The sequence below is a fragment of the Geomonas anaerohicana genome (genome assembly GCF_016458305.1).
GTDB classification, from domain to species: domain Bacteria; phylum Desulfobacterota; class Desulfuromonadia; order Geobacterales; family Geobacteraceae; genus Geomonas; species Geomonas anaerohicana.
On the sequence record NZ_JAEMHL010000010.1, the window covers coordinates 150,924 to 165,226 of the forward strand.

14 protein-coding genes are annotated in these 14,303 nt (G+C 59.1%); all 14 read left to right on the forward strand.

From position 1 onward, the window contains the following. Positions 1-4: 4 nt before the first annotated feature. The 14 genes from rpsM (at position 5) to tyrS (ending at position 13,728) form a co-directional block, all read left to right on the forward strand. Positions 5-373 (forward strand): 30S ribosomal protein S13, encoded by a 369-nt coding sequence (rpsM, locus tag JFN91_RS17540; protein WP_183351001.1) that lies wholly within the window; start codon positions 5-7, stop codon positions 371-373. A gap of 15 nt (positions 374-388) precedes the next feature. After that, the gene (gene rpsK, locus JFN91_RS17545; protein ID WP_183351003.1) at positions 389-784 is read left to right on the forward strand and encodes a 30S ribosomal protein S11; all 396 of its coding nucleotides are present in this window, start codon (positions 389-391) and stop codon (positions 782-784) included. A 59-nt stretch (positions 785-843) separates the two neighbouring features. Then, complete coding sequence (rpsD, locus tag JFN91_RS17550; protein WP_183351005.1) at positions 844-1,470, forward strand: 30S ribosomal protein S4; 627 nt, start codon at positions 844-846, stop codon at positions 1,468-1,470. Positions 1,471-1,503: 33 nt separating this feature from the next. Then, a complete protein-coding gene (locus JFN91_RS17555) occupies positions 1,504-2,523 on the forward strand; it encodes a DNA-directed RNA polymerase subunit alpha (protein WP_129128519.1) in 1,020 nt (339 codons plus the stop codon). A 42-nt stretch (positions 2,524-2,565) separates the two neighbouring features. Next, a complete protein-coding gene (rplQ, locus tag JFN91_RS17560) occupies positions 2,566-3,099 on the forward strand; it encodes a 50S ribosomal protein L17 (protein WP_199390459.1) in 534 nt (177 codons plus the stop codon). Between the two features lie 277 nt (positions 3,100-3,376). Further along, positions 3,377-6,910: a chromosome segregation protein SMC gene (gene smc, locus JFN91_RS17565; protein ID WP_199390460.1), complete on the forward strand. Its 3,534-nt coding sequence runs from the start codon at positions 3,377-3,379 to the stop codon at positions 6,908-6,910. Between the two features lie 140 nt (positions 6,911-7,050). Beyond that, complete coding sequence (locus JFN91_RS17570; protein ID WP_199390461.1) at positions 7,051-7,410, forward strand: roadblock/LC7 domain-containing protein; 360 nt, start codon at positions 7,051-7,053, stop codon at positions 7,408-7,410. Continuing rightward, positions 7,410-8,618, forward strand: a complete 1,209-nt coding sequence (gene ftsY, locus JFN91_RS17575) for a signal recognition particle-docking protein FtsY (protein WP_199390462.1) — start codon at positions 7,410-7,412, stop codon at positions 8,616-8,618. Before JFN91_RS17570 ends, ftsY begins: the two co-directional genes overlap by 1 nt. Before the next feature lie 55 nt (positions 8,619-8,673). Then, a complete protein-coding gene (zapB, locus tag JFN91_RS17580; protein ID WP_199390463.1) occupies positions 8,674-8,850 on the forward strand; it encodes a cell division protein ZapB in 177 nt (58 codons plus the stop codon). Positions 8,851-8,854: 4 nt separating this feature from the next. Beyond that, positions 8,855-9,136 carry a cell division protein ZapA gene (locus JFN91_RS17585; RefSeq protein ID WP_199390464.1) on the forward strand — a complete coding sequence of 94 codons (282 nt, stop codon included), beginning with the start codon at positions 8,855-8,857 and terminating at the stop codon, positions 9,134-9,136. Positions 9,137-9,454: 318 nt separating this feature from the next. Continuing rightward, entirely contained in the window at positions 9,455-10,036 is a 582-nt protein-coding gene (locus tag JFN91_RS17590; RefSeq protein ID WP_199390465.1) for a 5-formyltetrahydrofolate cyclo-ligase, read from the forward strand. Between the two features lie 2 nt (positions 10,037-10,038). Next, complete coding sequence (gene rny, locus JFN91_RS17595; RefSeq protein ID WP_407932184.1) at positions 10,039-11,634, forward strand: ribonuclease Y; 1,596 nt, start codon at positions 10,039-10,041, stop codon at positions 11,632-11,634. Next, on the forward strand, positions 11,624-12,412 hold the full coding sequence (locus tag JFN91_RS17600; RefSeq protein WP_199390467.1) for a TIGR00282 family metallophosphoesterase: 789 nt from the start codon (positions 11,624-11,626) through the stop codon (positions 12,410-12,412). The genes rny and JFN91_RS17600 overlap by 11 nt, the downstream gene beginning before the upstream one ends. 104 nt (positions 12,413-12,516) lie before the next feature. Further along, the gene (gene tyrS, locus JFN91_RS17605; protein WP_199390468.1) at positions 12,517-13,728 is read left to right on the forward strand and encodes a tyrosine--tRNA ligase; all 1,212 of its coding nucleotides are present in this window, start codon (positions 12,517-12,519) and stop codon (positions 13,726-13,728) included. Positions 13,729-14,303 lie beyond the last annotated feature (575 nt).

The following is a 14,303-nucleotide window of genomic DNA, read 5'->3' on the forward strand; positions in this document are numbered from 1 at the left end:
GGCATTGGCACGTATCGCAGGGGTAGATTTACCCAGGAATAAGAGAATAGAGATCGCACTGACCTACATCTACGGCATCGGCAGGTCTCTCTCCCAGGAAATTCTTACGGCAACCGGCGTGGACATGAACACCCGTTGCGACAACCTGACCGAGGCGGAAGTCTCGAAGATCAGGGAGTATATCGATAAGAACGTGAAGGTCGAAGGCGACCTGCGCCGCGACATCTCCATGAGCATCAAGCGCCTCATGGATCTCGGCTGCTACCGTGGTCTTCGTCACAGGAAAGGTCTTCCCTGCCGCGGGCAGCGTACCAAGACCAATGCACGCACCAGGAAAGGGCCGGCTCGTACGGTCGCTGGCAAGAAGAAATAAGATTCTGGAGGGATAATGGCGAGCCCGGCTAAGAAGGTCGTTAAGAAGAAAAAAGAGAGAAAGAATATTCCCACTGGCGTGGCGCACATCCAGGCTACGTTCAACAATACCATGATCACCATCACCGACCCGGTCGGTAACGTGGTTGCCTGGTGCACCTCCGGTGCCAAGGGCTTCAAGGGCTCCAGGAAGAGCACCCCGTTCGCAGCGCAGATGGCTGCCGAGGATGCCGCCAAGAAGGCCCAGGAGCATGGCATGCGCACCATCGAAGTGTACGTGAAGGGCCCCGGCTCCGGCCGCGAGTCCGCGCTGCGCGCACTGCAGGCTGCCGGCTTCGCCGTCAGCTTCATCCGCGACGTAACGCCGATTCCGCACAACGGCTGCCGTCCCCCGAAGAGAAGAAGAGTCTAGGACCGTATCGACGGACCTGGCGTTACGGAACTATCAGTTAGGATCATAGGAGGTCTTCATTGGCTAGGTATACAGGGCCCTCATGCAGGCTGTGCAGGCGCGAAGGATCGGAACTTTTTCTTAAAGGCGAGCGTTGCTACACCGACAAATGCGCCATCAAGAGAAGGAGCTATCCGCCGGGACAGCACGGGCAGGGTCGCATAAAAGTTTCTGATTACGGTGTTCAGCTGCGCGAAAAACAGAAGGTACGTCGTATCTACGGCATCCTCGAGAACCAGTTCCGCGGGTACTTCGAGACCGCAGACCGGATGAAAGGTGTGACCGGCGAAAACCTCCTCTTCCTCCTGGAGAGAAGGCTCGACAACGTCGTCTACCGTCTCGGTTTCGCCGCTTCGCGCGACGAGGCACGTCAGCTGGTACGTCACAGCCACTTCACCCTCAACGGGCGTAAGGCTAACATCCCCTCCATCCAGGTGAAGGCGGGCGATGTGATCCAGCTGCGTGAGAAGAGCCGCAAGATCGCTGTCATCACCGAGTCCCTCGAGGCCGTGGTTCGCCGCGGTATCCCGCAGTGGCTCGAGCTGGACAAGGACGCCTTCAAAGGCACCGTCAAGACCAGCCCGGTGCGCGAAGACATCACCATGCCGATTCAGGAGCAGTTGATCGTCGAGCTCTACTCCAAGTAAAGGCTGACCAACAACCGATACAGGGGGATCTAAATGTATAGAAATTGGCGCGATCTGATCAGGCCGAAGAAGCTTCAGGTTGAGACAGAATCGCTGACTAATACATACGGCAAGTTCTACGCCGAGCCTTTCGAAAGGGGGTTCGGTACCACCCTGGGAACGGGGCTGCGTAGGGTCCTCATCTCCAGCCTGCAGGGGGCGGCCATCGTCTCCGTAAAGGCCAAGGGCGTGCTGCACGAATTCTCCGCTGTCCCGGGCGTTACCGAGGACATGACGGATATCATCCTCAACCTGAAAGGGGTGCGCCTCAAGGTGCACGGCAACGAGTCCCGGATGATCCGGATCGTGCAGAAGGGTGAAGGGGTGGTCAAGGCGAAGGATATCATCACCGACAACAACGTCGAGATCCTGAACCCGGAACATCACATCGCAACCTGCTCCAAGGACGCCAACCTGGAGATGGACCTCATGGTGAAAGTCGGCAAGGGTTACGTCCCGGCTGACCGCAACCGTGACGAGAAGGCACCGGTCGGGACCATCCCGATCGACGCGATCTTCTCCCCGATTCACAAGGTGAACTTCACCGTCACCAACGCTCGTGTAGGTCAGATCACCGACTACGACAAGCTTACTATCGAAGTCTGGACCGACGGCAGCGTGAAACCGCAGGACGCGGTTGCCTACGCTTCCAAGATCCTCAAGGACCAGCTCTCCATCTTCATCAACTTCGATGAGGACGTGGAGCCCCAGGAGGAGGCGGAGCCGGAAGAAGAGCGCGAGCGCTTCAACGAGAACCTCTACCGCTCGGTCGACGAGCTGGAGCTCTCGGTTCGCTCCGCCAACTGCCTCAAGAACGCCGGCATCAAGCTGATCGGCGAGCTGGTCTCCAGGACCGAGGCAGAAATGCTGAAGACCCAGAACTTCGGCAGGAAATCGCTGAACGAAATCAAGGACATCCTGGTCGACATGGGCCTCACCCTCGGCATGAAACTGGAGAACTTCCCGGATCCCGAGATCATGAGGCGTCTGCGCGGCGAGCAGAAAGAAGAATAGTCCATACGACTTCATTTATAGATCGAAAGGAAGTGAAAAGATATGCGTCACAACAGCGCGGGTAGAAGATTAGGTAGGACCACAAGCCATAGGATCGCTATGTTCAGGAACATGGTGACTTCCTTTCTCCAGCACGAAAAGATCACCACGACCGATGCCAAGGCAAAAGAGCTTCGCTCCATCGCCGAGAAGATGATCACCCTGGGCAAGAAGGGCGACCTTCACGCCACCAGGCAGGCAGCGGCCTACATCCGCGACAAGAAAGTCGTGACCAAGCTTTTCACCGAGATCGCACCGCGTTACGCAGAGCGTCCCGGCGGCTACACCAGGATCATCAAGCTCGGCATTCGTCCGGGCGACACCGCTCCGGTGTCCGTGATCGAGCTGGTTGAAGCTGAAATGACTCCGAAGAAAGCAGCTAAGCCGGCTGTCAAGGCTCCCAAAGCCGCCAAAGCTCCGAAGGCTGCTCCGGCAGTCGAGGCCGCTCCGGCTGCTGAAGAAGCTGCGGTTGTGGAAGAAGCCCCGGTAGCAGAAGCACCGGCAGCTGAGGCCACTGAGGAGAAAACCGAGGCGTAATTGCTTCCGGTTGCAAAGAGTAACAAAGGGACACGGGAAACCGTGTCCCTTTTTTTTGCGTTGGAGTCAGGTTTACGTCCCCCCAAAAGCGCTGCACGAGGCCGGGCGTTCCCCCCCTTGTTAAAGGGGGGGACAGGGGGGATTTGCACTGGCCAAACCCTACCACCGCCGATCGAAGAATAGAGTGGGGGAGGCCACTCCCCGGAACCTAAGTCCCCCGCCCCTCCCGCCTTTCCCCTTTACATTAAAACCCCCTCTCTGATAAGATGCGCTGCTCATGAAAATCAAAAGACTCGAAATTCACGGATTCAAATCCTTTCAAGATAAGGCCGTTCTGGACTTCAACCAGCCCATCACCGGCGTGGTTGGTCCCAACGGTTGCGGTAAGTCCAATGTGGTCGACGCCATCCGCTGGGTCATGGGGGAGCAGTCCGCCAAGAACCTGCGCGGCAAGTCGATGGAAGACATCATCTTCAACGGCACCGAGTTCCGCAAACCGCTCGGTATGGCCGAAGTTTCCCTCTTCTTCTCCACCGAGGACGGCCGCGTTCCCGCGAAATACCTCAACTTCTCCGAGATCCAGGTCACCCGCCGCCTCTACCGTGACGGCGAGAGCGACTACCTTCTGAACAAAACCCCTTGCCGTCTGCTCGACATCGCCGAGTTGTTCATGGACACCGGCATCGGCGCCAAGGCGTACTCGATCATCGAGCAGGGCAAGATCGGCATGATCCTGCACGCCAAGCCCGAGGAACGCCGTTTCCTGATCGAAGAGGCCGCCGGGGTTACCAAGTTCAAGGCGCGCAAGGTCGTCGCCATGAAGAAGATGGAGGCGACCCGCCAGAACCTGTTGCGCATCGGCGACATCATCTCCGAGATCAAGCGCCAGATGAACGGCTTGCAGCGCCAAGCCAAGAAGGCGGAGCGTTTTCGCGAGGTCAGGCAGGAACTCAAGGAGATCGAACTCCTCTTCGCTGCCAAGGGGTATGCCGGGGTAGAAAAGGACCGCAACGGGCTGGAGCGCGAGATCACTGAACTCGAGTCGAAGCTCGTGGACGTGACGGCGAAGCTCAATGATGCCGAACTCTCCGTCGAGGAGAAACGGCTCGCCCTGTTGGAGACCGAACGCCAGCTCACGGCAGCGCAGGAAGAGATCTTCCGCTGGAAGAGCGAACTGCAGGGGGGCGAAAACCGCCTCGAGTTCCAGCGTAAGGAACTGGTCAACCTGGAACGCCACGGTGCCCGTTTCCAGGAGGAACTCCAAGGGCTGCGCGACCAATTGGCCAACTCCGAGAAAGAGATCGGGGCCCTGCAGGCACAGCGCGTCTCGCTCCAAGAGGACCTAACCCGTGAGAGCGAGTCGCTCGAGTACCGTGAGTCACTGCTGGAAGAGATGGCTGCCGGCGAGGCGGGCGTTACCCGGGAGTTGGACGAGACCCGGCGCGCCATGTTCGCCGCCCTATCCGAAGGGGCGCAGGCCGCCAACCAGCACGCCGCCGCGCAGAAACGGCTGGCAGGCCTCGCCGACCGTCTTCAGGCCAGCCAGAGAGAGCGCGTCCTTCTGGGCGAGCGGCTCTTTGAGGCTAACGCCAAGGTCGATGCCCTCAAGCAGGAGCGCGAGCAACTTGCCCGGGACAAGGCGCAGGCGGACGAAGAGCTGACCATGGCTGGGAGCCGCGAAGCCGAACTCAAACACGCGCAGGAGGCGGGGGATAGGCTGCTTCAGCAGAGCCGCGACCAGCTTTCGGCTGCTGCTTCCCGCCTGAAGTCGCTCCAGGAGCTGGAGGCTCAGTTCGCCGGGTACGGCCAGGGCGTGCGTAACCTGCTCCTCGCCGAGCCTTTCAAAAATGCCTCCCTCACCATGATCGCTGATGCGCTCGAGGTCGAGGAGGAGTTCGAGGTTGCCCTGGAAGCGGTGCTCGGTGACCGCTTGCAGTACCTCCTGTGCGAATCGTCCGCCACCGCGCTGGATGCCGTTGCCCACCTCAAGGGAAGCGCCGGCGGCCGCTGCAGTTTCGTAACTGCGCCCCCCTGGCGCCAACCGGCCAAGGAAACGCCGCCGGGTGCCGCGCCGCTTTGGGAGCGGGTCACTGTACCCAAGCAGCACGCCCACTTGGTGGAACCCCTTCTTGCCGGTGCCTACCTCGCCCGCGACTTGAACCATGCACTGGACCTGGCCGCGTCCTTTCCTGCCTCCACCTTCGTTACCCTTGACGGCGACCTGGCCCACGGCGGCGGTATCGTCAACGGTGGTTCGGCCGAGCCCGCCCAGCAGGGGATCATCCATAAGAAACGGGAGATCAAGGCGCTGGGTGCCGAGGTCGAACGCCTCGAAGCCGAGGTACAGGAACTGGCCGACAAGCGCGAGAAGAGGAAAGGGGAGATCGTCGAGGCGGAGGCCCACCGCGTCGAGTTGCGCCAGACCCTGCATCGACTCGATATCCGGATCGTGAATGCGGACAAGGACCTGCAGACCGCGCTGTCCGAGTGTCGCCGCATCGAGGACAACGGTGCCGTCCGCGAGGCTGAGGAAGAACAGTTGACCGAGGAACAGGCGCTGGTCTCCGGTGAGATGGCCCAGGCCGATGCCAAAAGGGCCCAGGCCGAGGAGCGCAAGGCTGCCCTGGAAAAGACCGTCGAAGCACTGCAGGGGCGCCTTGAGGGATCCCGCTTCGAGATGGAAGAGGCCCGCGAGATGGTCACCTCCATGAAGGTACGCGTCGCCGCGCTGAGGGAAAAAGGGGAGTCTACCGAGCGGGCGCTGCGCCGCGTCGAAGGGCTCTGCACCGACCTCGCCAACCGCATTGCCTCGCGCACCACTGAATTAGAAGGTTCGGGCGACGAGCGTACCCGCCTCCTGGCTGCCATTGCGGAAGGTGAAGAGGCGCTGCGTGCGGTGGTCAAGCAGCAGTTGGCGAGCGAGCAGGCCCTGCTGCAGGTTAAGGATCGCTACGAGACTGAAGCCGCCAAGGTACAGGAAGAAGAGGCGCTGCTCAAGGGCATGCGTGCCGATGCCGTCGCCGTGAGGGAGCAACTGAACGCGAAAAGCCTTCGCCTCACCGAGGTGAGCATGCGGCTCGCCCACCTGGAGGAAACCCTCAAGGAAAAGCACCGCATGGAAATCGCCGATGCGTTGCTCAACTACTCCAAGGTGGAGTGGGACGAGGTCGAAAGCACCAAGCGCCAGGCGGAATTGCAGAAGACCATCAACGAGATGGGCGAAGTGAACCTCATGGCCATCGAGGAGTTCAAGGAAATGGAGGAGCGCTTTTCCTTCCTTTCCAGTCAGAAGGACGATCTCGAGGAGTCCATGAACGCCCTGCAGAAGGCGATCCAGCGCATCAACCGCACCACCAGGAAGCGCTTCCTGGAGACCTTCCAGATGGTGAACGAGAAGTTCCAGCAGATCTTCCCGCGCCTGTTCTGCGGCGGTCATGCAGAGCTGCGCCTGACCGACGAAGAGGATCTCCTTAACACCGGTCTCGAGATCGTGGTGCAGCCCCCGGGTAAGAAGCTGCAGAATGTCTCGCTTCTATCCGGTGGCGAGAAAGCGCTGACTGCCGTGGCGCTCATCTTCTCCATCTTCCTGATCAAGCCATCGCCGTTCTGTCTGCTGGACGAAGTCGACGCGCCGCTCGACGACGCCAACATCGGCCGGTTCAACGACATGGTGCGTGAGATGAGTGCCAATTCCCAGTTCATCATCATCACCCACAACCGTGCCACCATGGCCGTCGCCGATACCCTGTACGGCGTCACCATGGAAGAGCCCGGCGTTTCCAAACTGGTGTCGGTGCGCCTGAACCGCTAGGAGAATTTCTCCCCTCGCCCTCCGGGAGAGGGTCGGGGGTGAGGGCCCTTGCCGTCACTTGCAATGCTGAGCTGGATGAGTGTGCGGGTTATACTGCCGCCACCCCTCATTCCGTTATATTTTCACCGTAGGAGCTTGACGTGCCCTTCAAGAGACTGTTGACTACACTGGTTGAATCCGTGCCCGGTGGCAATGGCGCCATCCTGGCTGACTGGGAAGGGGAGGCGGTCGAACAGTTCACCCATGGCGACCCTTTCGAGATGAAGGTAACTGCTGCGCACTGGGGGATCCTGCTCACCCAACTCAAGGGATTGCACGAGAAGTTCACCACCGGTGCCGTGCAGGAAACAGTTATCAGCACGGACGAACAGTACGTCATCGTGGGTGCCATAGGCGAGGACTATGCCCTCGTTATGACCATGGACCGCAAAGCACTGCCGCTGCTGGCCCTGAAGAAGTTCCGGGACACCGCGCAGCTTTTGCATAAGGAGATTTATTAATGGCCGAGGAAAACAAAGGTTTTTTCAAAGGTCTTTTCAAAAAGCTTGGCATCGTGGGCGCCGAGGAGTTTGGCGAGACCACCGCGGACCAAGAGTTGGAGCAGCAGGCGCAACAGGAGCCCTCAGCCCCTGAGCAACCGCCCGTTGCCGCGCCTCCCACACAGGCGCAGTCTACACAGCCTGTGGCCACCCCCGCCCCTGCCCCCGAACCTTCCGCCCCGTCCCCGCGCCAAGTCTGGACTGAGCCCACCGCCCCGGCGCCGGCCCCGGTATCCGAACCCGTTGAACAGGCCAAACCCAGCTTCTTCGATCGCCTCAAGCGCAGCCTGAGCAAGACCCACGAGACCATCATCGGCCGCGTGGACACCCTGTTGCTGGGCAAGAAGCAGATCGACACCGATACCCTCGAGGAACTCGAAGAGATCCTGATCACCGCCGACCTGGGCGTAAAGACCACCGTCGACCTGATCCGCACCTTGGAGCAGCGCCTCAAGCGCGACGAGTTGCAGGACGGCGCAGCGTTGAAGAGGGCACTGAAGGAAGAGATCCAACTGCGCCTCCTGGAGCATCATGCGCCGCTGGTAGTCACCGACAAGAAACCGTTTGTCATCATGGTGATCGGCGTGAACGGGGTGGGCAAAACCACCACTATCGGCAAGCTCGCCGCACGCTACACCGGCGAAGGGAAGAAGGTACTCTTAGCTGCTGCCGATACGTTCCGCGCCGCCGCAGCTGAGCAGCTTGAGACCTGGGCCAAGCGCGTGGGTACCGACATCGTGCGTCACAAGGAAGGGGCCGATCCTTCCGCGGTGGTCTTCGATGCCTGCAAGGCTGCTATCGCGCGCGGCACCGATGTCCTCATCATCGACACCGCCGGCCGCATGCACACGAAGGTCAACCTGATGGAGGAGATGAAGAAGATCCGCCGCGTGCTGACCCGCGAAATTCCGGACGGCCCGCACGAAACGCTGCTGGTTTTGGACGCTGCAACCGGGCAGAACGCGCTCTCCCAGGCAAAGCTGTTCAAGGAAGCCGCCGACGTTACCGGCGTGGTGCTGACCAAACTCGACGGCAGCGCCAAGGGAGGCATTGTCGTTGCCGTTTGTCATGAATACGCTCTGCCCGTTAGATTCATTGGCGTGGGGGAGTCGGTAGAGGACCTTCGGGCCTTCGATCCGGTCCAGTTTGTAGACGCCCTTTTCCAATGATAGCCTTGACTTTTGGGTACTTATCGCATATGATTTTGCCGCAAAAGGTGCAATAATGAGTGATGAGCTGTTTAATGAACTAGAAGGACGGCTAAATTCTCTAATTAATGTCGTGAGCGAGTTGAAACTCGAGAACGATCGGCTGAAAAAAGAGAATTCCCGGCTTCATGAAGAACGGGTCGGTTTCAAGGCCCGCATAGATGCAATACTGAAAAAGTTGGAAGGGGTCTGACCGCTTGATCGCCACGCACAGCATCAGGGTCCTGGGGCGCGAGCTCCAGGTGAAGAGTGTTGCGACACCTGAGCACGTGGCTCAGGTCGAGGCTCTGGTCAACGAAAAGCTGGCGGAGGCGGAAGCCAAGGTCAGTGGTGGCGACACCCAACTGGTAGTGATCCTGGCGTTGATGAATTTGGCTGAAGCCAGCCTGGACGCCCGGAAGCAATTGGCAGAAGAGCAGCGCACCTGCAGTGAGCGGGTAGCGGGGCTCATTGAACGGCTGGACCGGCAACAGTTTTAGAGTTTCAGGTCTCTTGCGGGAGATTCAACATATAGCTGATTGGTTGTACGGTTGCAAAGCTTTGCCAGAACCTGCGTGGAGAGTTGTTTCCTTCGCGTTTGCTGATAGTAGCCTAAAGACGTTAAGCAGCATGTCCAGAGGTTAATGGCTGCATTTACATAAAGTTCAAATTTGGCGCTTCATTTGAACGCGGCCCACTCTATCAAAACCTGTCAACGCAACACCCGTCACACCCAGCAGCACTCCCCCACCAGAGCACCTGTCTCGACGGGCGGCCCCTGCCGTCCACCTTCTGAACCAACACGGAACTAAAGCGTTATGCCCAAGCGTGCCCATAGAGCCGCGACCCTTGCCCGACGCCGCGAGCTCTCCAAGCCTCAGGTGGCGTCGCTGAGCTTGGCCCTGCAACAGCGTTTTCTCCAACTGCCCGAGTATCAGGCAGCGAGATCGCTGGTGCTGTATGCGCCGATCCATCACGAAGTGGATACGGACGCGGTCGCTGTGGCGGCCCTGGCCTCCGGCAAGCGACTGCTCTATCCGGCAGTGGTGGGCAATGATTTGAAGTTCTGCCAGGTGGCCGCTCTCGCCGAGCTCGCCCCCGGCAGGTACGGCATCCCGGAGCCTGAAGGCGAGGGATGCGATCCGGCGGAAGCGGACCTCATCGTGGTGCCCGGAGTTGCTTTTGACCTGTGCGGGCGCCGCATAGGTTACGGCAAAGGGTACTATGACCGGTCTTTGCACCGTCTGGAAGGAAGCGGGAAGCTGGTGGCGTTTTGCTACGACTTCCAACTGCTTCAGGAGATAGCCGGCGAGCCGCACGACGTGACGATGGACTTGATCGTCACCGAGAGTCGGGTGGTTCGCGTTAATAAACATATATGTGAGGGGGAGCAACAGTGAAAATCGACATAACTATTGCCATTTTGCTAGTGCTTGTCGCGGCCGCCATCGGCTACGTGATAGGCAACGTCCTGCGCAAGAAACTCTCGGATTCCCTGGTGACCAATGCCGAGACGCTGGCCGCTAAGATGATCGAGGATGCCAAGCGCCAGGCCGAGGTCGTGGCCATGGAGGCTGCCGTTCAGGCCAAGGATGTGGTGTACCAGGCAAAGGAAGAGCTGGAAAGGCAATTTGAACAAGAAAGCCGCGAGAAGCGTCGCGACCTGCAGGCCCTGGAAAAGAGGCTGCAGCAGAAAGAAGAAAACCTCGACAAGAAGACCAACCTGTTCGACCAGCGTGATGCCGACTTCCTGAAGAGGGAGCAGGGGCTTGCGCAGCGCGAGCAGTCTCTGTCCAACAAGGAGCAGGGGCTCACCCAGAAGGAAGAGAAGCTGGATGCCCTGGTGGGCGAGCAGAAGGCGAAGCTCGAGCAGATCGCCGGCATGACCGCCGCCGAGGCCAAGAAGTTCCTGATGGACTCGATGGAGGATGAGGCAAAGCTCGACGTCGCCAAGCTGATCAAGGCGATGGAGGAAGAGGCCAGGGAGACCGCGGACAAGAAGGCCAAGGAAGTACTGGCCCTTGCGATGCAGCGCTACGCGGGCGAGTATGTCGCCGAGCGCAGCGTCTCCGTCGTGACCCTCCCTTCCGACGAGATGAAGGGACGCATCATCGGCCGCGAGGGGCGCAACATCAGGGCTCTCGAAGCAGCTACCGGCATCGACCTGATCATCGATGACACCCCGGAAGCGGTCATCCTTTCCGGCTTCAACCCGGTCCGCAGGGAAGTGGCGAAGCTGTCGCTGCAGAAGCTCATCGCCGACGGCAGGATCCACCCCGGCCGCATCGAGGAAGTCGTGGCGAAATCCCAGGAAGAGATCGAGCAGGCCATGAAGGAAGCCGGCGAGCAGGCGGCTTTCGACCTCGGTGTGCACGGCATCCATCCGGAGATCCTGAAGCTCATCGGGCGCCTGAAGTACCGCACCTCCTACAGCCAAAACGTTTACCAGCACTCGCTGGAAGTCGCCTTCCTTTGCGGGATTATGGCTGCCGAACTCGGCATCAATGTGAAACAGGCGAAACGTGCGGGTCTGCTGCACGACCTCGGCAAAGCCGTCGACCACGAGATCGAGGGCTCCCATGCGGTCATCGGCGCGGACATCGCCAAGAAGTACGGCGAGTCGCCCAAGATCGTCCACGCCATCATGGCGCACCACGAGGATGAAAAGCCGGCCACCGTCCTCGCCGTTCTGGTCCAGGCCGCGGACGCCCTTTCCGGTGCCCGCCCCGGTGCAAGGCGCGAAATGATGGAGACCTATGTGAAGCGTCTGGACGATCTGGAGAGGATCGCCACCTCCTTCGACGGTGTCGTGACCTCCTTCGCCATTCAGGCCGGCCGCGAGATCCGCGTCATGGTTTCCAGCGACCAGGTAACCGATGACCGCGCCCTGGTCCTCGCCAAGGATATCGCCAAGAAGATCGAGACCGAAATGACCTACCCTGGTCAGATCAAGGTCAACGTGATCAGGGAAACCAGGGCAACCGAATATGCCCGTTAAGCTTCTCTTCATAGGAGATGTGATCGGCAAGCCCGGTCGCGAAGCGCTCTCCCGTGAGCTGCACCGAATCGTTGACCGGCACATGGTCGACCTCGTCATTGCCAACGGCGAGAACGCCGCCGGCGGCTTCGGGCTCACCGAGGAGACCGCGCAAGACCTGTTCAAGTGCGGCGTCCAGATGATCACTTCCGGCAACCACATCTGGGATAAGAAGGATGCGCTGGAGTACATCAAGCGCGAGGACCGCATTGTGCGTCCGGCCAACTATCCCGAAGGAACTCCCGGGAAGGGGACGACCATCGTCAAGACCCCAGGCGGGGTCAAGGTCGGCATCCTGAACCTGGAAGGGCGTGTTTTCATGAACAACCTGGACTGCCCTTTCCGTTGCGCCGACAAAGAGATCGCCAAGCTCAAGGAAGAGACTCCGATCGTCTTCGTCGACTTCCATGCCGAAGCCACCAGCGAAAAGGTCTCCCTGGGGTGGTACCTAGACGGGAGGGTCGCCGCGGTCATTGGAACCCACACCCACGTGCAGACCGCGGACGAGCGCATCCTGACCGCCGGCACCGCCTACATGACCGATGCCGGCATGACCGGATCTTTCGATTCCGTCATCGGCGTCAAAAAGGAAGAAGCGATCCTGAAGTTCGTCACCCAGCGCCCCTCGAAGTTCGAGGTGGCGAAAAAGGATATCCGCATCAATGCGGTTGCTATCGAGGTGGACGAAAAGACAGGGCTCGCGCTGAACATCGAAAGAATCAATATCGCCTGCGGCTAGGTCGCAGGTGCCCTCTCCGGACACGTGATCAACGCGTCCCCTCGCCCTCTGGGAGAGGGACAGGGTGAGGGTTGTTTTGTGAAATACAATCTGGAGGGAAAGTGATGACTGTTGCAGAGCAGATGGAAATCATCAAGAGGGGCGCCGTAGAAATCCTGGTGGAGAAAGAGCTGGTTGAGAAGCTCGAGAAATCCGCCAAGACCGGCGTACCGCTCAAGATCAAGGCCGGTTTCGATCCGACCGCGCCGGACCTGCATCTGGGGCACACCGTGCTGCTGCACAAGATGCGTCAATTCCAGAAGCTCGGCCACGAGGTGTACTTTCTCATCGGCGACTTCACCGGCATGATCGGCGACCCCACCGGCAAGTCCGAGACCCGCAAGGTTCTCACCCGCGAAGACGTCCTCAAGAATGCCGAGACCTATAAAGAGCAGGTCTTCAAGGTTCTCGATCCGAAGCTCACCAAGGTTGTTTTCAACTCGGAGTGGCTCGGGAAAATGACCGCATCTGACATGATCGGTCTTGCCTCCAAGTACACCGTTGCGCGTATGCTCGAGCGCGAAGACTTCAGCAACCGCTTCTCCAACCAGTTGCCGATCAGCATCCACGAGTTCATGTACCCGCTGGTGCAGGGCTACGACTCCGTGGCGCTCAAGGCGGACGTCGAGTTGGGCGGCACCGACCAGAAGTTCAACCTCCTGGTCGGGCGTGAGCTGCAGAGGGAGTGGGGGCAGGCGCCGCAGTGCGTTGTCACCGTCCCGCTCCTCGAAGGTCTCGACGGCGTCAACAAGATGAGCAAGTCTCTTGGCAACTACATTGGCATCAACGAGCCCGCTGACGAGATCTATGGCAAGGTGATGTCCATCTCCGATGAACTGATGATTCGTTACTACGAGCTCCTGAGCGACCTCACTATGGCCGACTTTGAGAAGCTTAAGGCCGACCTGAAGAGCGGGGCGGTGCATCCGATGGAAGCCAAGAAGCAGTTGGCCCGGGAGATGGTCACCCGTTACCATGGCGCCGAGGCTGCAACTCAGGCAGACGAAAACTTCGTCAAGCGCTTCAAGAACAACGAGACCCCGGATGAGATGCCTGAGTTTGCGCTCAAGGCAGAAGGGGAGAAGGTTCTGCTTTGCAGGGTTCTGGCAGAGGCGCAGCTCGTGAAGTCCAACAGCGAAGGCCGTCGTTCCATCCAGGGCGGTGGCGTCAAAGTCAACGGCGAGAAGATCTCTGATGAGAACCTGGAGATTGCCTGCAACGGCGAGTACATCATCCAGGTAGGCAAGCGTCGTTTTGCCAAAGTATCTTTCGCCTAAAGTTTCACAAGCCGACACCGATAAAGAGGGGGCGATGCGAATGCATCGCCTTTTTTCTTTGTGACTGTCGCCGGTCCACCTTTGTCCACCAGGTCCATTGGGTCCACAGTGTCCACCAAAGAGCCAAACCTTCAGCGTTTGCCGCTGCTTCGGTCACTGTTAACAAAAACAAACAACAAACCCGTTGACGCAGTCAAAGTCATTTGCTATAACCACCCTCCGCTGACGAACGGCACTTTTGTTCGGCGGCGGCCAACAAGAAAAGCATTGACAGCCGAAACGGCCTTTGCTATAAAGTTGAGCTTCGCAGTAACGACGATCTTTGCAACCAAATAGTTGAGCCGGCAGTATCAGTGGACGCAAGTCTCTGGCGCTGCAAACCTGAGAAAGATTTAAGAAAAGAAAATCTTGACAGGCAGCAACGGTTCAGGTAAGGTGCTGAGTCTGTCGCAAACGGCGGCTTGGTCTTTGAAAACTAAATAGTAGACGAAACAGCAATTGCGAGTTTCAAAATGTAACAAGTCAGTTGTTTCAAACTAGAATCGGATTTTCCGGTTTCATTTTAAACTGGAGAG